The sequence below is a fragment of the Shewanella waksmanii genome, assembly GCF_043643685.1.
In the GTDB taxonomy this organism is placed as follows: domain Bacteria; phylum Pseudomonadota; class Gammaproteobacteria; order Enterobacterales; family Shewanellaceae; genus Shewanella; species Shewanella waksmanii_A.
The window spans coordinates 164,427-184,442 of record NZ_JBHZSN010000010.1 but is presented as its reverse complement, the minus strand read 5'-3'; the positions used below and the strand labels follow the sequence as shown (position 1 = coordinate 184,442).

At 45.0% G+C, this 20,016-nt stretch carries 21 protein-coding genes; 6 read left to right on the top strand and 15 right to left on the bottom strand.

Going from position 1 to position 20,016, the window contains the following annotated elements; translation table 11 throughout:
• Window positions 1-2: 2 nt before the first annotated feature.
• The 3 genes from ACHUFW_RS15915 to nudE form a co-directional block, all read right to left on the bottom strand.
• The gene (locus ACHUFW_RS15915; protein WP_394204327.1) at window positions 3-1,529 is read right to left on the bottom strand and encodes an MFS transporter; all 1,527 of its coding nucleotides are present in this window, start codon (window positions 1,527-1,529) and stop codon (window positions 3-5) included.
• Between the two features lie 164 nt (window positions 1,530-1,693).
• On the bottom strand, window positions 1,694-2,506 hold the full coding sequence (cysQ, locus tag ACHUFW_RS15910; protein WP_394204326.1) for a 3'(2'),5'-bisphosphate nucleotidase CysQ: 813 nt from the start codon (window positions 2,504-2,506) through the stop codon (window positions 1,694-1,696).
• 54 nt (window positions 2,507-2,560) lie between these two features.
• Entirely contained in the window at window positions 2,561-3,106 is a 546-nt protein-coding gene (nudE, locus tag ACHUFW_RS15905) for an ADP compounds hydrolase NudE (RefSeq protein ID WP_394204325.1), read from the bottom strand.
• Between the two features lie 187 nt (window positions 3,107-3,293).
• Between nudE and yrfG the strand changes: the two genes are divergently transcribed.
• Window positions 3,294-3,956, top strand: coding sequence for a GMP/IMP nucleotidase (gene yrfG / locus ACHUFW_RS15900; RefSeq protein ID WP_394204324.1), 663 nt, complete (start codon window positions 3,294-3,296; stop codon window positions 3,954-3,956).
• 50 nt (window positions 3,957-4,006) lie between these two features.
• Here the strand turns inward: yrfG and ACHUFW_RS15895 are convergent, their stop codons facing one another.
• The 12 genes from ACHUFW_RS15895 to gspC all read right to left on the bottom strand — a co-directional run bounded on the left by ACHUFW_RS15895 (window position 4,007) and on the right by gspC (window position 15,730).
• Window positions 4,007-4,768: a type II secretion system protein N gene (locus ACHUFW_RS15895; RefSeq protein ID WP_394204323.1), complete on the bottom strand. Its 762-nt coding sequence runs from the start codon at window positions 4,766-4,768 to the stop codon at window positions 4,007-4,009.
• A 21-nt stretch (window positions 4,769-4,789) separates the two neighbouring features.
• Complete coding sequence (locus tag ACHUFW_RS15890; protein ID WP_394204322.1) at window positions 4,790-5,266, bottom strand: type II secretion system protein M; 477 nt, start codon at window positions 5,264-5,266, stop codon at window positions 4,790-4,792.
• 4 nt (window positions 5,267-5,270) lie between these two features.
• Window positions 5,271-6,461: a type II secretion system protein GspL gene (gene gspL, locus ACHUFW_RS15885; protein WP_394204321.1), complete on the bottom strand. Its 1,191-nt coding sequence runs from the start codon at window positions 6,459-6,461 to the stop codon at window positions 5,271-5,273.
• A 100-nt stretch (window positions 6,462-6,561) separates the two neighbouring features.
• Window positions 6,562-7,566, bottom strand: a complete 1,005-nt coding sequence (gene gspK, locus ACHUFW_RS15880; RefSeq protein ID WP_394204320.1) for a type II secretion system minor pseudopilin GspK — start codon at window positions 7,564-7,566, stop codon at window positions 6,562-6,564.
• 2 nt (window positions 7,567-7,568) lie between these two features.
• Entirely contained in the window at window positions 7,569-8,321 is a 753-nt protein-coding gene (gene gspJ, locus ACHUFW_RS15875) for a type II secretion system minor pseudopilin GspJ (protein ID WP_394204319.1), read from the bottom strand.
• The gene (gspI, locus tag ACHUFW_RS15870; protein WP_394204318.1) at window positions 8,311-8,688 is read right to left on the bottom strand and encodes a type II secretion system minor pseudopilin GspI; all 378 of its coding nucleotides are present in this window, start codon (window positions 8,686-8,688) and stop codon (window positions 8,311-8,313) included. Before gspI ends, gspJ begins: the two co-directional genes overlap by 11 nt.
• A gap of 51 nt (window positions 8,689-8,739) precedes the next feature.
• Window positions 8,740-9,318: a type II secretion system minor pseudopilin GspH gene (gspH, locus tag ACHUFW_RS15865; protein WP_394204317.1), complete on the bottom strand. Its 579-nt coding sequence runs from the start codon at window positions 9,316-9,318 to the stop codon at window positions 8,740-8,742.
• 15 nt (window positions 9,319-9,333) lie between these two features.
• Complete coding sequence (gspG, locus tag ACHUFW_RS15860) at window positions 9,334-9,768, bottom strand: type II secretion system major pseudopilin GspG (RefSeq protein ID WP_394204316.1); 435 nt, start codon at window positions 9,766-9,768, stop codon at window positions 9,334-9,336.
• A gap of 79 nt (window positions 9,769-9,847) precedes the next feature.
• Window positions 9,848-11,068 carry a type II secretion system inner membrane protein GspF gene (gene gspF, locus ACHUFW_RS15855; RefSeq protein ID WP_394204315.1) on the bottom strand — a complete coding sequence of 407 codons (1,221 nt, stop codon included), beginning with the start codon at window positions 11,066-11,068 and terminating at the stop codon, window positions 9,848-9,850.
• Between the two features lie 2 nt (window positions 11,069-11,070).
• Window positions 11,071-12,642 (bottom strand): type II secretion system ATPase GspE, encoded by a 1,572-nt coding sequence (gspE, locus tag ACHUFW_RS15850; protein WP_394204314.1) that lies wholly within the window; start codon window positions 12,640-12,642, stop codon window positions 11,071-11,073.
• On the bottom strand, window positions 12,635-14,785 hold the full coding sequence (gene gspD, locus ACHUFW_RS15845) for a type II secretion system secretin GspD (protein WP_394204313.1): 2,151 nt from the start codon (window positions 14,783-14,785) through the stop codon (window positions 12,635-12,637). Before gspD ends, gspE begins: the two co-directional genes overlap by 8 nt.
• A 27-nt stretch (window positions 14,786-14,812) precedes the next feature.
• Window positions 14,813-15,730: a type II secretion system protein GspC gene (gspC, locus tag ACHUFW_RS15840; protein WP_394204312.1), complete on the bottom strand. Its 918-nt coding sequence runs from the start codon at window positions 15,728-15,730 to the stop codon at window positions 14,813-14,815.
• 256 nt (window positions 15,731-15,986) lie between these two features.
• On the opposite strand from gspC, the gene hslR reads away from it, so the two are divergent.
• The 5 genes from hslR (at window position 15,987) to ACHUFW_RS15815 (ending at window position 19,847) form a co-directional block, all read left to right on the top strand.
• Window positions 15,987-16,385: a ribosome-associated heat shock protein Hsp15 gene (hslR, locus tag ACHUFW_RS15835; protein WP_394204311.1), complete on the top strand. Its 399-nt coding sequence runs from the start codon at window positions 15,987-15,989 to the stop codon at window positions 16,383-16,385.
• Window positions 16,386-16,397: 12 nt separating this feature from the next.
• The gene (gene hslO, locus ACHUFW_RS15830; protein WP_394204310.1) at window positions 16,398-17,261 is read left to right on the top strand and encodes an Hsp33 family molecular chaperone HslO; all 864 of its coding nucleotides are present in this window, start codon (window positions 16,398-16,400) and stop codon (window positions 17,259-17,261) included.
• A 220-nt stretch (window positions 17,262-17,481) separates the two neighbouring features.
• Window positions 17,482-19,023, top strand: a complete 1,542-nt coding sequence (locus ACHUFW_RS15825) for a phosphoenolpyruvate carboxykinase (protein WP_394204309.1) — start codon at window positions 17,482-17,484, stop codon at window positions 19,021-19,023.
• Between the two features lie 192 nt (window positions 19,024-19,215).
• The gene (locus ACHUFW_RS15820) at window positions 19,216-19,641 is read left to right on the top strand and encodes a hypothetical protein (RefSeq protein WP_394204308.1); all 426 of its coding nucleotides are present in this window, start codon (window positions 19,216-19,218) and stop codon (window positions 19,639-19,641) included.
• Window positions 19,638-19,847: a helix-turn-helix transcriptional regulator gene (locus tag ACHUFW_RS15815; RefSeq protein WP_394204307.1), complete on the top strand. Its 210-nt coding sequence runs from the start codon at window positions 19,638-19,640 to the stop codon at window positions 19,845-19,847. Before ACHUFW_RS15820 ends, ACHUFW_RS15815 begins: the two co-directional genes overlap by 4 nt.
• Window positions 19,848-20,016 lie beyond the last annotated feature (169 nt).

The following is a 20,016-nucleotide window of genomic DNA, read 5'->3' as shown; positions in this document are numbered from 1 at the left end:
GGTTAACGCAATGGCACTAATTGCAGATCAACTTGTTGACGGCCAGCGCCATTTTTTTCTGCATTAAACAACAAGCGAAAGCTTGGGATCTGCATCAAGAAGCTGGGGCTGCGAGTTAACAGTTCGGATAACTGTTGCTCGTCAACCAACACGATTTTTCCTTGGCCTAGTGCTTGTTTAACCTGTAAGGTTTGTTGCCCAACAATAATAGGCCGCAACGCCAGAATCGATAATAAAGACCGCGGGACTTTCCGCGCCTTAGCACATACCAGTATCACCGCTCCGTCATACGGCAAGGTCACACTCTTTATACTGACTCGATAACGAAGCACGCTCAACACGTAGTGCTTTACCCGGACCCTAAATTCAAGACTACTGCCGAAAATAAGCACGCCAGTAATCGCGTTCGCTGCGGCTAACGCTAAGAACAGCTCACTAATTTGCCATTGAAGGCCACCAAGCAACACCATAGCCATCAGTGCAGAAACCACCATAAATAGCGCATTAAGAATATTGTTGGCAGCAATCATCTGGGCACGTTGGCTTGGGATCGCTCTTGCTTGCACAAATGCATACAAAGGCACAATGAACACACCGCCACTAATACCAATAAATAATAGATCCACCAATAAGCGGTAATGTTGTGCTTGAACAACAAACGCTGCCACCGACATCAGTGGTTTTTCTGTCAACTCAGGTATCGCCCAATATAGATCAATACCAAACACCATTAGTCCAACTAAACCAATTGGCACCACGCCAATTTCAACCCTTTGTCTAGAAAGTCGGGTACACAACATTGAGCCGATTGCGATACCTACTGAAAACACCACCAACAGCAATGACACAACGGTCGCATCGCCTTGTAAATGCACCCGCGAAAAATTGGCAAATTGCGTGAGATAAGTGGCACCCACAAACCAAAACCAGCTAATGGCGATAATTGCTACCCAAATAGCGGGTTGCTTTCGGCATAATTTAAGGGTGCGTATCGCCCCAGATAACGGGGTAAACTTTATCTTCTTAACTGGGTGTATCGGCGGGAGCGGTGGAATTTGGCGACTATAAAGTACGCCCAGCACAGCAAATGCTACCACACTGATTGCCGCAATCAGCTCCGAATTTGTTTGTGTCAAAATGAGCCCAGCGCCTATGGTACCTAATAATATTGAGACGAATGTCCCCACCTCCACCCAAGCATTACCGCGAACAAGATCTTCAGCGGTTAATATTTGTGGTAATAGTGAGTATTTTACCGGACCAAAAAACGCTGATTGAGTACCCATTAAAAACAGCAGCACCAGCATTAAGACATAGCTATGAGTCATGATTGCTGCCGCAGCACAGGCCATAATCAACAACTCTAGAATTTTTAAGCGGCGAATGAGCAACGCCTTATCCATATTGTCAGCCACTAAACCGGCATAAGCAGAAAATAGGAAAAAAGGCAGAATAAACAAGCCGGCGGCTAAGTTAACAAAAAGGTTTACATCAAAAGGCAGTTGGCTAACTTGAGAATAAGTAACCATTAAAAGCAGCACATTTTTGTAAACGTTATCGTTTAATGCACCAAGACATTGAGTAACAAAATAAGGAAAAAATCGTCGCGACAATAGCATGTTACTCTCACAGTCAATCAGTCAAATAGTAAAAAGCCATCCAACGGGATGGCTTTAAAGAGTTAACCCGATAATCATTCTGAGATCAATAACTCATCCCACGCTAAATGCGGTGATCCAACCACAATGAAATTTGGATTTTCTATCGATTCACGCTCATTGTAACTCAAAGGTTGCAGCGTCAAATCCATGATTTGGCCACCGGCTTCCTCAACAATAATCTGTGCTGCCCCGGTATCCCATTCACCTGTCGGGCCGATACGGACATAACAATCAGCTCGACCTTCTGCCACTAAGCAACTTTTCAATGCCGCACCACCTAACACGACCAAATCACAATGCTTACCATGATTAAACAGCTTCAATACGGACTGCGGATCTTGGCGACGGCTAACAGCTAGCCTTAAAGACTGTGCTTGCTCAGCAGATAACTGGGTACTACGAATGCGGATATCTGCATTATTTTCACGGCGATAAGCACCTAAACCGGCAATGGCGTAATAACAGACATCGGTCATCGGCGCATAAACTATGCCCATGATGGGACGATTATGTTCCACTAATGCGATGATCACTGAAAAATCACCACTACCAGCGATAAATTCACCAGTGCCATCAAGCGGGTCAACTAACCAATATCGCTGCCATTCACAACGTTGCTCAAAGGGGATGTCTGCGTCTTCTTCTGAAAGTACCGGAATATCAGGAGTGAGCTGTGCCAACGACGATGCGATAATTTTGTGAGCGGCAATATCAGCTGACGTCACTGGGGTATTATCTTGCTTGATCTCGCGTTCAAAACTTCCATCAAGATAAATATCTTTGATCTCTTTGCCCGCGCTAACCGCTATCGCAATCGCTGCTTCAACAATCTCTTCTGGCTTCATAACCACTCCAACAGCCCATGACTAAGACATAATATCGTTAAAATAAAATGCCAACTACTTAAGTTTTAGATGTTCTTGCGCTAAAAACAAGGCGCTGACACTACGAGATTCGGAAAAATCACTTTGAAGTAATAGATCGCGCCACTTTTCTAATGGCCAAGGCACCATTTCAATCGGTTCTGGCTCATCACCTTCCAAGTGGCTTTCATATAAATCTTCAGCAATGAAAATTTGCATTTTACTGGCAAAGTAACCCGGAGCTAAACTCAACTCCATCAGATGCATTAAGCGCCGACTCGCAAAGCCAATCTCTTCTTGTAACTCACGATTCGCCGCTTGTTCAGGTGTTTCGCCTGGATCCACTAACCCCTTAGGAAAACCTAGCTCATAGCTATGTGTGCCAGCTGCATACTCTCGACCCAGTAATAATTGTCCCTGATGTACAGGCACCACCATCACAGCGCCGCGGTTATTGCCTTTCATTCGCTCATATTGACGCTCAACTTGATTGGCAAAGCGCAAGTGCACTTGTTCAATCTGAAATAAGCGACTCTTTGCGACGACTTCTGCATGCAATATTTCTGGCTTACGATCCGACATGGCTGTCCTTGGTAAAATGGCTTTTGCTTAACAACATCATCTTACTACTATGTTGCTAATCCACAACTGAAAAATCAACCACTGATAGCTTGGGTTGGAATAATATAGAAATCACAGGCTAAGATAATGATTCCCCACCTAGTTTTTTTGGATATACTGCAATCAAATTCAACACCAGCATTAACCTATGTTTCCCTGGCAAAATATTGATACCGTATTGCTCGATATGGATGGCACCCTTCTCGACCTACATTTTGATAACCATTTCTGGTTAAGCTTAGTGCCGCAAACCCTAAGTCGACAGCGAAACATTAGCCAAGAAGAGGCTCAAACTCTGGTTGAGTCTGCTTATGAAAAAGTGGCCGGAACACTCGACTGGTATTGTTTAGATTATTGGCAAACCGAATTACAACTCGACATTATTGCACTGCACCATACTCTCGTTGACCGCATCGCTTTGCGTCAAGATAGCATGCCATTTTTAGCGGCATTAAAGCAGCAAGGCAAACAACGCATACTGGTAACTAACGCTCACCCCAAAAGCCTGGCGCTGAAACTTGAGCATACCGAGTTAAAACAAGGGTTAGATGCAATGATATCTAGCCACGAAACGGGTTACCCAAAAGAGCACCCACTGTTTTGGCAACAACTGATAGCCCAATTTAGCCTCGATCCCGCGCGCTGTTTATTTATTGATGATAGCGAAGCGATTCTTGCAGCAGCAAAGAAAGCAGGTATCGGTTATCAACTAGGGATAAAGAATCCTGACAGTCAAAAGCCGCATAAAAACTTCAGCGACTTTCCAGCTATCGAAGATTATCAATTGTTGTACAAAGAGCTGATGACATAAATAATAAGTACAAAAAAGGCACCCAAGGGTGCCTTTTTTATTAGATGTATTTATAAACCTGGTACACGCCCTTGATAAGAGATCGGATAATAACCTTGGCTATCTTTCTTACCCAAAAATGCCAATGCTTGCTTTAAGTCTTTTGGCTGCTGAGGTGTCTCTTTCACTTTGGCTGAAACCTGCACTTGGCTATCGGCTTTCAATAAAACACTGCCCACAAAGCCGAGTTGGTTCATCGACTCATCGGAATTCAACTTGACGTTACCATCGATGCAGCTAAGGCCAATCTCCATATCTCCGAGCGGGTATTCTCCAAACTGATTGTTAACCTGGGCGCGATTAACAAACAGCTTGCCGCTCAGCTGTTCACACCAAGGCGTCCCTTGAGCTAACTCATCCACAAATAAGCTGATGCTACCATCAACCTTAGTTCTAAAGGGCAGTCGAGTATTGCCTAATAGAAAATCGCTAGGTGCCTCAAATCTCAGCCCTTGGGCATTAACTCCACCCATTGACAACGATACCTCACCACGGCCATTCACTGCCGTAGCACGATTACCGATCACCACATCAAGATTGGCGGTCGCAAGCAATAACCCCCATGGCGAAAGCTGCCACTGCACTGACTCTAATTGCCGCTGTTGAATCGACAAGTTATCGATACTGCCATTCCAAATGGTGCCATTCACGCCTGAAACGGTGACTGACTTGGGCAAAGGTGCCAGTGATAATGCTAATTGAGCGGGAAATAATACCACCAAAAAAATGAGGTAAATCAACACGCCGATGACTATTTTCTTGACTAAACTCACGACAAATTCCTACATACCGGCTTATTTGGATAATTGAATACGACGCACACGAACCATACCCGGCGTATCTGCTTCTGCTAAATCAATACTGTCTAACGACAAGCCTTTTTCCTGCACTAAGTTGTTTAGATAATCGAGCAATCTTTCAAACGGTACATCATCCATCCAGATCTGCACTCGGTTGCCTTGAGGCTGCATTCGAGTGATCTCTAATCCGTAAGCTCCTGCAGCTTGGTTAACCGTTGCACTGATGCTCCCCGAGGCTTTAGGACGATTGCCAGCTTCACGCAAACCGGCAATTTTGTTGGCGGTTTGTTTGACGTAACTTAGTGTGCTTTGCTGCGCCTGCAATGAACGCTGAGCATTCTCTTCAGCATTAGCAATGGGTGTCCAAATTCCCCAATATAAAATACCAATAACTAACACCACGGCGCAGGCCGCGACCATTTGTTGTTCGCGTTGAACTAAGCCATTCCACCACGCTTTAAGGTTGTCCATGTTACTATTTCCCCCTCAACGTAATGGTGCTGGTAACTTGATCTTCACTGCTATTCATAGAACCAGTATCCACTCGATATTTAGCTGATGCCAATTGTTGGAACTGCTCAATTTGGGCGTAACTTTTCGCTGTCACCTGCATGCGCAACTCACCCCGTCCAGCATCAAAGCGTAAGGTCGTTGGCTTAAGGTTTGGAATAGCTGTAAATGCAGGCTCTAGCCCCTCAAGCATGCCGAAGAACTCACCGCCACCACCTTGCCCTTTAAGGTTTCTTAGCTCTCTATCCATCTGAGAGCGTAAATTAACGATACGCGAACTGCCAGGAATCACTTGTTTATAGATAGCTTCACTTTGGGCACGAAGACGCTCTTGCTCAGCATTGAGTTGATGTATGTTGAGGCCTTTATTCACCATCGCCAGTACGATGGCTATCACAATCGTTATCGCAGCATTACGCCATAACGTCAGATGTTTGCCATATTCTCTCTTTGGTGTGTAAGTACCGCTCAGCAAATTGAGTGGTGCATTAACAATACCCTGCGCTAACACCAACATAGGTAAATCCAATGCTTGTGGTTCAATCTCCACACCGGCAACATCAAATTCGGTATACCCAGCTACTCGAGGAGCCTGTTCACGGCTCTCGATCATGCGTGGCAACGCGGCATTCAGCCAGTTAGCATTCAAACTCATTCCCGCACCGGCTCCGGTACGCACTAGATAATCTTGATTAAATGCCATCATGGCCCAATCGCACTCAGCGAGCGGCAATGCCAAACAGTCAGGGACGATCTGTTTGGCTTTTAATCCAGCTTCTGCCAACCAAGAGAGCCAAGTTTGCATCTGCTCATGGGCAACAACAGCCACACTTAACGATTCACCTTGGCGCGGCCCCGTAACAAAATGCAACTCGTCAACGTCTTCAGCTAAGGATTCCTCCAACATAAACGGCAATGCTTTGACCGCTTGGCGCTGGCCTTTTTCAGGCAGTTCAACCTCGGTTAGTGTGACCGCAGAAGAAGGCACCAAAACATCAACAGGACGCTGCCCGGCGCGTTCAGTAAGCGTAGACAATGCCTCAGCATCAGGAAGCTCTCCTGAGGCAATAATTTCTCGCTCCTGCTCAGACCATACTAACCAAGAGCAAGGTTGCTCTGCGGTTCGGCCTAAACGGATAAATAATCGTTCACTCACTGTCATTCTCCGTGGTGTTTACGTTGCGCCTCAGTTGCCATCACTGAAATCCCAACACCCTATTTGTTCTAATTCTGGTTAACGCTGACTCGACAAACGGTTACTTCTGACCACCAAATTGTCGTGTCACAATCTCAAGATTATTACCGCCACCAAGCTTCATGACACTTTCTAAACGAAACGTGACATTATCGACTTCTGCACCGGCATCCAGCAAAAAGTAGCTACTTTTCAACGCAAATGCTGATTTATTGAAATCAGGCTGAGTTTGCACATTCGCCAATGATGAGTTTGACCAAAAATCATCAATTGAATCATAACCGTCGCCTGGGCGCTGATTAATAATACTTTCTGCTTCACCAACACTGATATTGTTATCCATCATGCCTGCTAACAAGGCTGCTTGTTCAACTTCAAGTGTATTGACGTTCAACACCATGGTCTCAACCCCTGGTATCACACAAATATAAGGCAGTAGTTTTAAATAAATATCTTGGGTATACCCCATCACCGCACGCAACTCACTGCGGTGATTCATTAATGTATTCGCCGCTCGATAGGGTACAGCGCGTGATTCATAATCAGCATCTTCCGCACCAAAAGGGCTAGCGGTGGTATCTTCATCAATATAATCTTGCAATGTATGCGTCAAACGCTCGGCGGCAAAATCATCCATACCTAATGCAACCAACAAGCCTTTATATTGCATCGCAGGCGGTGATAACTTAGGTTGGCCACCTTCAACTTTGGTACTTTCTGTTGCTAACGAGTTCAAGTTAAAACAGGATTGCAAATCACTAATTTTACCGCCGATCTGCCCTTGTTCAGCAGGAAAAACCACGTCAGCCTGTGCCCAGTATTGTTGCAGATGCACCTCGCCTTCATCGGCATCTTCTAAATCTTGCTTAATGACTTTTTTAGCCAGCTCTTCTGCCGAGATGGCATACCAGAAAGCTTGCTCATACTGCGCCATATTCAAAGTGCGCCTTACAGACAACTGGTTACGACCATTGATGTCTGTAGCGATAATGACCACCATTGCCACAATTAACATCACGACAATGAGGGCAACACCTCGTTGTTTAGTCGGCATACGGGAGGTCATGACTAATTTTCCTTCCCAGTATTATCATTGCCACCGTTATTATTGCCACCATTGTTGTTATTGCCGCCGTTGTTATTGCCGCCGTTATTATTGCCACCGTTATTATTGCCACCGTTATTATTACCACCATTGTTATCATCGCTATTAGTGGATGATGTTCCTGACGGCAATAGGAATTTACGCTGGATTAAACCTAAACCTTCGACTTCAATTTCCATGGCTATCGCTTTGGGCAATTTAGTCGCATCAACTTTTCTCTCCCATTTATCTTCCATATAAAAGGAGTATTCCACTGAGATGACATTCTCAATCACCACAGTTTTAATCGGCTCAGCCCCAAACTCAGGTTCAGGATAAGGGAAATGCCAACGCTCTAAATTACCTTCTTGTACCACATAGGCGACTGACTGAATGCTACCTCGAGGCAAAATGCCATCAGGGTTAAGCCAACCAATTCTAAAAAATACCAATGACTCAGATTCTGAATCAAACATATCTGAACCAGTTTGAAATACCGTTGTTCCCCTGCCGCCTTCAAGCAACCTTGGTGTCCGTGCCACCATCTGCCCCAAGTCTCGCTGCAATGCGCCAAATCCTTGTTGCATCGCTTTTAACCGCACCGAGAAATCTTTGGTGGTTTCATCATTTTTCATAACCGTTTGCAAAACGGCATTGGCAGCCAAGCCAATCATTGCAAAAATCGCAATGGCAATGAGCATTTCAAGTAAGGTAAAACCACGGTACTTATTTCGCATCGGGGTTCAGCACGTAGCTGCTCACTTGTGCCACAATTCGATCGTAACGGGAATCATCACTGATACTGATACGAATCATGCGAAAATTATCATCGGTGGTTTTAATCACCTCTTTACGCCAAAACCATTCTTGGTCGGCCAACTCTGTGGAGCCTTCTTTTTTCCCCAGTTCAGGAAACTTACTCCCAAGTCGTGCTTCAACCATTTCATTGCTAGCCACCCATTGTGCTAAGGTGCGCTGCTCTAAAATCGGCATGTTTGACATCTGATCACTCAAACTTTTGGTGATAGAAACCGCCGCGATAGAGAAAACGGCCAAGGCAACCATCACTTCCAGCAGCGTCATGCCGCGTTGAGATGCGATCATAATTGCCACCCTTTTAAAGAGCAAAGACACCACTGGATCGGAATAGAGCGATTAATCATCAAAATCACCGTCTCTCCCCAGAGTCATTCGACCCAGTGTATCTCCAACAACTAACGCTTCAATCTCAACACCTTGTTGATCCTCGGTGATAAAACGCAATTCAAAACTGCTCATTTCACCACTTGGAAACAACATAATTTGTGGTTCGGGAAACTTCTTTTTGTCTTCTTCTGAAGGCTCTATAAGCGGCTCATCAAACCAAGACGAATCCTCTTCATCTTCCTGAACTAACGGCAAGCCCTCAAGAAGCAAATCTAACTCGATCCCGTATTCCATCTCCCGCACTGTCAACATACGGTCCGCTTGCAAGGGTTTCCACTTGCCTTCGTCATAAATGACATACTCGTAACTTGCATCATCAACAACAATGCCAACAAACTGCCCACTTAACACCGTTTCATCTAGTGCCATTTCGGTGGTCGCCATAAACTGTTTGGCGAGCCGATTCAGCTCTTGTTGCCGATCTGCGCCACTCAAAGACAGGGTCACTGCCGCAGCCGTTAACCCCATCAATAATGCGACTAGCAATACCTCAAGTAAGGTAAAGCCACGTTGTTGTGATACATGCATTTAAGGCAATTTCGTTTACTGGAAGTTTTGTAAGTTCCAGTTACCAATATCGTCTTCAGTACCTGGTTGACGATCCGGGCCTGCACTAAAGATATCTAAGGTGCCATTTTCACCTGGGCTTAGTAACAAGTATTCATTACCCCATGGATCTTGCGGCAAACGTCTAATGTATCCGCCATCACGATAATTGCGAGGCTCAGGCGAAAGTGTAGGTTGTTGTACTAATGCTTCTAAGCCCTGCTCTGTGGTTGGGTATACGCTGTTATCTAACTTGTACATATCCAACGCATTCTCTAAAGCAACAATATCTGATACCGCTTTTTGCTGATCAGCTTTGTCTTTGTTACCCATTAAGTTGGGGACAACCATAGATGCCAAAATACCTAGAATCACGATAACCACCATGACTTCTAGTAAGGTAAAACCTCTATGTTTCTTGCTCATTTGCATTGATAACTTCCTCTGAGAGTCATCTTCTTTAGCCTTAAGCCACAGTCGCTAAGTTTTCGAAGATGAAATTAAAATTGAATTAACCGCTAATCATATTGTTTAGTTCTAAAATCGGCTGCAAAATCGCCAACACGATGAATAAAACCACCGCTGCCATACTCACAACCAACATAGGTTCGAACACCCCTAGCGCAATATTCACGTTGGACTCAAACTCGCGATCTTGGTTATCCGCAGCGCGCTCTAACATGTGTTCTAATTGACCACTCTTTTCACCCGATGTAATCATATAGAGCATCATCGGCGGGAAAAGTTTAGTATTACCCAGTGCGGCACCTAAACTTGTCCCCTCTCGCACGCGCGCGGTCGCTTCTTCTACAGCAGCACGTACTTTAACGTTCATTAATACTTCACTGGCTATGCGCATTGCATCAAGTAGCGGTACGGAACTGGCGGTAAGAATACTCAAAGTTCTGGCAAAACGCGCTGTATTAAGCCCCTTACTCACTCGGCCAATAACAGGTAAATGCAATAACATCGTATCGAACTTCATTCGATACTCAGCCTTTCTTAGCAACTGCTTCACTAAAATCACCAGTGCAGCAATCACGCCTAAAATGGCCAAGCCATAGTCTCGAATAAAATCAGACGAGGCGATCAGTAACTGGGTTGTCCAAGGCAGTTCCTGCCCCATATGTTCAAACTGCCCTACAACTTGAGGCACTACCGCCGCTAGCAAAATTGCAATCACGGTGATCGCAACCACAGTTAACACAACGGGGTAGATCATCGCTTGAGTCATTTTACTTTTTAGCTGTTGGCGACGTTCGGTATAATCGGCCAGACGGTTAAGCACCACCTCTAAATGGCCTGACTTCTCACCTGAAGCCACCATCGCACGGTAAAGGTCATCAAAAATATGCGGAAATTCGGCCATGGAGTCCGCAAGGCTGTAACCTTCAACAACTCGAGAGCGAACCGCCATTACCATACTTGCAAGACGATCTTTTTCGCATTGCTGGCCAACTGCTTTTAACGCTTCTTCAACAGGCAAACCTGCAGCGACTAGCGTGGCAACTTGGCGGGTGATCAGTGCTAGCTCAGCAACTGAAATACCACGTTTAAAACTAAAACCACCGGACTTTGCCTTGCGCTCTTTTTCGACAACCGGAGTAATATCCAGCGGCATAAGGCGTTGTTCACGAAGTTGGCTACGGGCGTGACGAGCCGTATCGGCTTCGACAACCCCCTTTTGTTGCTTACCAGCACTGTCTAACGCTTTATACTCAAATGCTGGCATGGTTATTCCTCACGGGTAACGCGTAGAACTTCTTCTAGCGTTGTGACACCAGCAAGTACTTTACTCATGCCATCATGACGAATACTCGGCACAGTTTGTCGAATATACTTTTCAATGGCCAATTCACCACGCCCGGTATGAATAAGTTCACGCACATCATCGTCTACCAATAGCAGTTCATGAATACCTGTACGGCCACGATAACCATTGTAACCACAAGCTTTACAGCCCTCAGCACGATAAATAATACGGGTATCACTCGCATCAATACCTAATAGCTCACGCTCACGTTCATCAGGTTGATGCTCTGACTTACACTCATTACATAATGTACGAATGAGTCGCTGTGCCAACACACCCAATAGACTCGATGAAACCAAGAACGGCTCAACACCCATATCTTGTAGACGCGTAATCGCACCTGAAGCTGTGTTGGTGTGCAACGTTGAAATCACTAAGTGACCGGTTAACGATGCCTGAACGGCAATTTGTGCGGTTTCTAAATCACGGATCTCACCAATCATCACCACATCAGGATCTTGACGTAAAATAGCTCGTAAACCACGAGCAAAGGTCATATCCACTTTGGTATTCACTTGGGTTTGACCGATACCTTCAAGCTCATACTCAATCGGATCTTCCACGGTCAAAATATTGGTATCTTTAGAGTTAATCTCAGTTAAGCCCGCATACAAGGTGGTACTCTTACCTGAACCCGTTGGACCCGTAACCAAAATGATACCGTGTGGCTTTCTGATGAGTTCATCAAATTGCTGACGAATGGTGTCGGTCATACCCAGTTGTTGTAAATCAAGGTTACCAGCATTTTTATCTAGCAGACGCAATACCACGCGTTCGCCATGGCTTGATGGCATGGTGGATACACGTACATCGACTGCTCGTCCAGCAATACGTAGAGAGATACGGCCATCTTGCGGTACGCGCTTTTCCGCGATATCCAACCTTGCCATTACTTTAATACGAGAAACCAATAATGAAGACAGCTTACGGTTTGGTTTAAGTACTTCTTTAAGTACACCGTCGACACGGAATCGCACCACGAGCTGCTTTTCATAGGTTTCAATATGAATATCAGAAGCTTCTTCTTTAATCGCCTCTGAAAGCAGCGCATTAATCAACTTAATGATAGGGGCGTCATCGTCGCCCTCAAGCAAATCTTCTGTTTGTGGCAGCTCTTCAGCAAGCGTAAACAGGTCCATCTCATTACCAATGTCTTCCATTAGCTGCTGGGCTTCTGAAGAGTTGGCTTGATATACCTGAGTTAATTTAGCTTCAAACACCACAGGCTCAAGCAGGCTTATTTCAAGCTCTTGCCCGGTATAGCGACGTACTTCAAGCATCGCCGCTAATGGCGTAGTAGGTGTATGGTACAAAGTAAGAATGTCATCTTCACCTTTGTCCAACACCAACGAGTATCTGTGGGCAAACGCAAACGGTAAACGTTCACGGCTACTAGAGTGAAACACCTCATCTGACTCGGTTTCACTGGCTAACCCAAGCTCTGATGATACTTGAGCTAGCTCTTCATTCGGAGCCGATTGAATCTCACTCATCTTCTGACTTTTCGGCGGCATTGGCTTCTACTGGTTTAGTAGGCTTAGCATCAGCGGCTTTACTATCACTAATATGTCTCAGCGTCGGATCGGTTTCACGCATTTGTGTATCTAAACCTTTACCATCCTTATAGCGCTGCAGAACCTCGTTCACTTCAGTTGGTAAATAAGCTTCTTGATCCCATTCCTCTAGTACCGGAACTTCAGCACTTGGCATTAGGTTTACACCACGATCTTGTTGCTCAAGTTGCAAGGCGCGGAAGTAGTTATACTTACGTCCGGCAATGCCTTCCATCGTGATGCCATCTCGAATAATGGTTGGCTTAATAAATACCATCAGGTTCTTTTTCTTCTTACCGCTTGAAGATGACTTAAACAGATGGCCAATAATCGGGATATCGCCTAAGAAAGGGACTTTTTGGACACTTTCTTGAACTTCTTCGTTAATCAAACCACCAAGCACAACAATTTGGCCTGAATCAGCCATCACCGTAGTTGTTAAACGGCGAGTCGCAAAGGTCACGTCGACACCCGTTTTACCATTGATGCCTGACACTTCCTGTTCAATGGTTAACTTAACAGTGGTTCCTTCATTAATCTGAGGTACCACTTTTAACTTCACCCCAACCTCTTTACGTTCAACGGTTTGGAATGGGTTATTGTTATTTGAACTTGATGTAGAGCCGGTTAAAATTGGGACTTCATCACCGACAATAAATGACGCTTCTTGGTTGTCCAACGTGGTGATAGATGGGGTTGCAAGTACGTTAGACTTGGTATCACTTGATACTGCTTGAATCAAGGCGCCAAAATCACCCATCGCAACACCCCAAGCCATACCATTAACTTTTCCGAGCGCTTGGGCTAGTAAAGTAATATCACCGCGAGTATCTGGATTCTCGGTACAAGTATCTCCGGTACATACAGTCGATCCTTCCTCACCTTGTGCCTGCCAAATACCTGCTCCAATCTCACCAATAGTCGGGCCTAAGTTATTGAACTGAGTACCACCACCAGCTTCGGTTGCCCACTGCACACCAAAGCCAACGTCATCGCCTTCAGCAACTTCGACAATAATGGCTTCAACAAGTACTTGTGCACGACGAATATCGAGCTGGTTAACAACACTTTCGATGGTACGCATTTGGTCTGGCTCCGCGCTAATAACCAACGCATTGGTATCATCATGGGCCATAATATTGATTTCATTGCGGCGCTTACTTCGACCGCCTTGTGGCTGACCGCCATCTTGATCATTCACTAGCTTTTCAGCAAAACCAGTTAATACTTCGACCAAGTCTTCTGCTTTGGCATAGCGTAAATAACGTACCTTGGTATTGCCTGTGGTTGCCTGCTCGGCATCCAACTTACGAATCAAGGTTACAACACGTTGACGACTTTTTTCATCACCACTGACAATCACCGCATTAGTGCGCTCATCGGCAACTACTTTTGGGGCTTGGCCTGGCAGTTGCGATTGGTTTGCTGTTGAGCGGTAAAGCGTATCGACAATACGAACAATTTCACCCGCTGAAGCATATTCAAGCGGCACTACCTGAACTTCGGTATCCCCTTGCTTATCGACTCGGCGAACAATTTCTACCAGTTTGTTGACCACCGCTGCACGGCCAGAAATCATCAATACATTTGAAGGGTCATAGTTAACAACATTGCCGCCACCGGCATTGTCATTAAGCTGGCGAAGCAACGGAGCCAGCTGTTTAGCTTCTGTGTTGTACAGAGCAACAATGCGGGTCACCATTTCGTCGCCTAGACCAGGGGCCTTGTCATCAGCTACACGAATGGCAGATGTTTTCGCATCTTTATCTTTAATGACCTTGATGATGTTGTTTTCCATCTCAACAACAGCATAGCCATAGACTTGCAATACATTGAGGAAGAATTGGTAATATTGCTCATCATTTAATAGGTCGTAACTGCGGACATTAATTTTGCCACGCACCGTTGGGTCAACGATGATAGTACGATTTAAGTTTTTACCAACAATGTTGATAAACTCTTGAATATCGGTGCCTTTAAAATTGGCCGCGTATTGCTCTGACCAAGCGAGTGTTGGTGCAAACAGTGAAGCACCCACTATCACGCCAGCAATTAGCTTACGGCGAATTTTGTTATTATTCATTGTCGTTACTTCCCCTAAACCCTTAATCTATTGCGGCAAACTAAACATGATCTCTACCAACTGATTGTCTCGCTCAACCATGAGTGAGATTTCTGTCAGCTCGGGTAGCTGTGCCATCACTTCCAATGCTTGGCTCATATCGGTGAGATCATAGCCGTTCATTGATTTTGCTAAATCGTTGGCTTTAAAGCCAGCTTGTTTAAATAATTCTCTATCTTTCCCAGGGTTTAATCGATAACCACTGAGTTCACCGCCACTGCGCACAGGTGAAATGGCTAAATAATCAGTAATTTTGCTGGGGTCAGCTAATAATTCGTCGCGAGATTGCTGCAATTCTTCAGCAACTTTACGGTTGGCACGTTGATCTACTTGGGTGACCTTACGATCCACTTTGGCCTGCTGCAGCTGCTGGTTAGCTTGGCTCTGAGTTTCATACTCTAGCCCATCTAACATCAAGGTTTCATAGCGGCCGCTGTTAGTAATTATGATGCGGTCGGCATAAACCTCTTTAAGTGATGCCGATGTCCCTTTAATTTTATCGCCTAGGCCGTAGGTGTTCTGGCTACCACCGGAGGCGATAACCGCTAGGCCTTTTTGTTCTGCTGTTGATGCAACAACACCGGTTAATTGAATAGAAAGTGATGTTTTAGGTGCATCTGTGATCATTTCGACAACATGTTCTACTTTTGGTTTACTTGCAGCTTCATCATGCTGTCCAAATAAGCCCAAATTCTGTAAACCACTGATATTTGCCGGGCCAGAACCTGTAGCTGAAACGGGGGTAGGACGCCATTTAGGAGGCGCGTCTGAGCCTGGAACAAGTTTCCATGTTATTTGGGCCAACAGGTAAAGAGTAATGACCAAACCAAGCCAAAATGTCGCCATACTCAAAGGCTTGTGTGGTATCCCTGCCGCCTTGTTTAAAACTTTATCTAATAAATCCATATAATACGGACCCTCTATACAGGCCTCTGTTCTGATTAAGATAATTTAGAAATATCTGACTCATGCTAACCTAGACAGCATCTGGCAACAAGCCCATAACAGTAGCTAAATTGGCGCACGCCTAGTAAATATGCTAACTTTACGCGCCTAAAAAGGGTGTGAAGTGGGTCGCTATATTAGGCGAAAAGCTATTAAGAATGCCGACTTCTTCCTCAGCTTGTGAGCTTGCCCACGCTACAACGCAAATGGAGACACCATGAGTCATTCCAATGAACCACAAGCACCAGTCCGTCTCGATAAATGGCTATGGGCTGCACGGTTTTATAAAACCCGAGCAATCGCCAAAGAGATGATAAATGGCGGCAAGGTTCACTACAATGGTCAAAGAACTAAATCCAGTAAGCTAGCCGAGCTAGATGCTGTAATAAAATTAAGACAGGGATATGACGAAAAAGAAATTGTCATAAAAAAACTGTCAGATCAGCGCCAAAAGGCGCCGGTTGCCCAAACCTTATACGAAGAAACAGCACAAAGCATAGCGAAACGAGAAACCTATGCCGAAGCTAGACGTTTAAATGCGCTTAATAATCCAGCACCGGATACCAAGCCAGATAAAAAGCAACGTCGCCAATTAATACGCTTTAAAGAAAGCTAACGTGAGATTGAAATGAGCAAAGATACATTACACCGTTACTTATTCGACAACGCCGATGTTCGAGGTGAAATCGTTCAGCTAGAAAGTAGCTACCAAGAAATTTTGTCAGCCCATGATTACCCTGTGGCAATCCAAGTATTGTTAGGGCAACTAATGGCTGCTACCTCACTACTAACAGCAACATTAAAGTTTGCTGGTGATATTAGTGTCCAAGTTCAAGGTAATGGCCCGGTATCATTGGCCGTCATCAACGGCAACAATTTACAGCAATTACGTGGCGTTTCTCGCTGGCAGGGACAACTTGCTGATGATGCCAGCTTAGCTGAGCTAATGGGCACCAAAGCGCACATGGTGATCACCTTGACTCCCACAAAAGGTGAGCGTTATCAAGGTGTAGTTGCCCTAGATAAAGCAACCTTGGCACAATGCCTCGAGCAGTACTTCGCTCAATCTGAGCAGCTACCCACCAGCATTCATTTGTTCGCCAACGGTAAGCAAGCTGCTGGCATGTTGTTACAGGTCCTACCTAGCGATAATGACCATAATGCGGAATTCGAGCATTTGGAACAACTCACTGCGACCATTAAAGCAGAAGAGCTATTTGAGCTGTCTGCCACCGATGTATTGCACCGTCTTTATCATCAAGAGCAAGTGCGCTTATTTGACCCAATTGACGTAAGTTTTTCTTGCACTTGTTCAAGAGAGCGCAGCGCACAAGCCATTCGTACTGTATCTAAAGCAGAGATTGACCAAATTATTGCTGAAAACGGCAAAATCGATATGGGCTGCGAATATTGCAATAGCAACTACAGCTTCGACTCTATTGATATTGAAGCCATCTTTGCCAATACTGAAGCCCCAAAAGCTCAACAATAGTTTGCTGCCCTAGTGCAGAAAAGACAGAGGTAGCCATGCGCTACCTCTTTTTTTTGGCCATTTTCGAGATCTTCCTCACACATCATCCGGTGCTTACGTTACAATCGTGCCAAAGGCTAATTTACCAATAAGTGAATAGCCTCAAAAATAATAATGATTACAAATAAACTGGCAAAGACCAGCAACCTATCATCCCGACCTCAATATGGAGACCTTACAAATGGCGGATGGATCTAACCAAACCCACAAAAATCCCTCAACAGCCCAGCTTGTCGAATTTGCCCTTGCACGCCAAGAAGGTCAACTGACAGCCAATGGTGCATTAGTCGCTAAAACGGGTGAGCGAACCGGACGCTCCCCCAATGATCGCTTTATTGTCAAAGAACCAAGCAGTGAAAACGACATTGATTGGGGCGCAGTCAACAAGCCATTTGAAATGGACGCATTCAATGCACTTTGGGATCGCGTGCAAGCCTACTTAGCCGACAAAGAAATATTTCAGTCTGATTTAGAAGTTGGCGCAGATTCAGAACACTATCAGCCTATCCAAGTCACTACAGAAACCGCTTGGCATCAGCTTTTTGCACGCAACTTGTTTATCGTCCCTGAACAGTTTAATCGTGCCGATAAGCCTGTATGGCAAATCGTTAACGCACCAGGCTTCGAATGTATCCCTGAGCGCGATGCCACTCACTCTGACGCAACAGTGATCATTAACTTCGCTGAGCGCAAAGTGCTACTTGCAGGCTTAAAATATGCCGGTGAAATGAAGAAGTCGATGTTCTCGGTGCAAAACTTCTTATTACCGGCGAAAGGCGTACTACCAATGCACTGCTCGGCCAATGTTGGTAGCGACGGTGACACCACCTTATTCTTTGGACTCTCAGGTACTGGTAAAACAACACTATCAGCTGATCCAAAGCGCTTCCTAATTGGTGATGATGAGCATGGTTGGGCACCAGGTGGGGTATTTAATATTGAAGGTGGTTGCTACGCTAAATGCATCGACTTGAGTCAGAAAAACGAGCCTGTCATATGGGATGCAATTCGCTTCGGTACTGTGCTTGAAAATGTCACTATGGACGAGCAGCGCGTGCCTGACTATAGCGACTCAACATTGACTGAAAATAGCCGCGCAGCCTACCCGCTAGAGCATATTGCCCAGCGTAAACTAGAAAATCGTGGCAATGAGCCCCATGCAGTGGTATTCCTGACCTGTGATGTATCAGGGGTATTACCGCCGGTTTCAGTATTAACCAAAGAACAAGCTGCTTACCATTTCTTGTCTGGCTATACCGCCAAAGTCGGATCAACTGAAATGGGCTCCACATCTGCAATTCAATCAACTTTCTCTACTTGCTTTGGCGCTCCTTTCTTCCCTCGCCCAGCTGGAGTCTATGCTGAGCTATTGATGAAGCGTATCGAAGCCTTTGATAGTCAGGTTTATCTGGTTAACACCGGGTGGACTGGCGGCCCTTATGGCGTAGGTAAACGTTTTGATATTCCAACCACTCGCGCAATTGTTGATGCCATTGTAAGTGGTAAACTAAAAGGTGTTGAAACCGAGCATTTAGCAACCTTAAACCTCAATGTGCCAACCGCCGTTGCCGGTGTTGATAGTAAATTACTCAACCCTATCAATACCTGGAGTGACCAGGCACTCTACAATGAGTATGCGCAAAAGTTAGCCCAAAGCTTCAACGATAACTTTGCTAAGTATCAAGTGCCTGACTCAATTAAGCACGCTGGCCCAAAAGTCTAATCACTAGCATCTAAAGCACAGCTTTCGTGCTGATAAACATCCCGGTTGCAGTTTCGCTGCACCGGGATTTTTTATACTCGCAAACAAAAAGTAAAGGAAGCTTGACTTATTGTTCAGTCAAACCTAAATTAAAGTCAAGCAAGCTTTACATTTTAGGTTTTAAGTTTGATACACGAATAAGGAAGGAGACTTATGCGAGCCATAATAGAAGTAATCTGTGCCAAGGGGCTACCCAAACGCGACATTCACAACGCGAATCGAGTCAATCTGCTAACTCTGTTATGGGCCAGTACAATGTTGCTCGGTACTGTGATTATTGAATTAGAGTTACCACTAGGCGATGCGATTTTTACTGCAGTGTTGCTGCTACACGTTACCATCAGTATCATGATGTTGCTGGCCTTTAAACGCTTTATCACTGAGCTTGATGAGCTAGAGAAAAAAGTCCAGCTAGATGCGTTAGCAATCGCAGTGGGGGTTGCTATTATCGTATTCTCTAGCGGCTCAATTCTGGCGAATGCTGCCTTAGTGCCTGAACTTAAACCTTGGCTACTCATTATCATTATCGCTGTGACCTACATGATTGGCATCATTAAAGGAAGATTGGCTTACCGATGAATAATCGTCTCAAAGAATTACGGGCACAGCGCCGTTGGACTCAAGCAGACTTAGCGGACAAGTTAGCAGTATCACGCCAAACCGTTAACGCTATCGAAAAAGGTAAATATGATCCGAGTTTGCCGTTGGCATTTAAACTGGCTCGACTATTTGATTGCCCAATAGAATCAATCTTCCAAGAAGAGACATTAGAACCCATCCGCTAAAATCGTTATCGCTTGTTACCACAATAATGAACAGTACAAGCGATAACCATTTTGTTCGAATAAGGCTAGCATTAGCGCTGATTTCGTTAATATTCCTTGTTATGCTGCAATATTCATCTTCATATTAATTGATGAATACCCAAGAGTAGTCACTGTTTAATCAACTGAT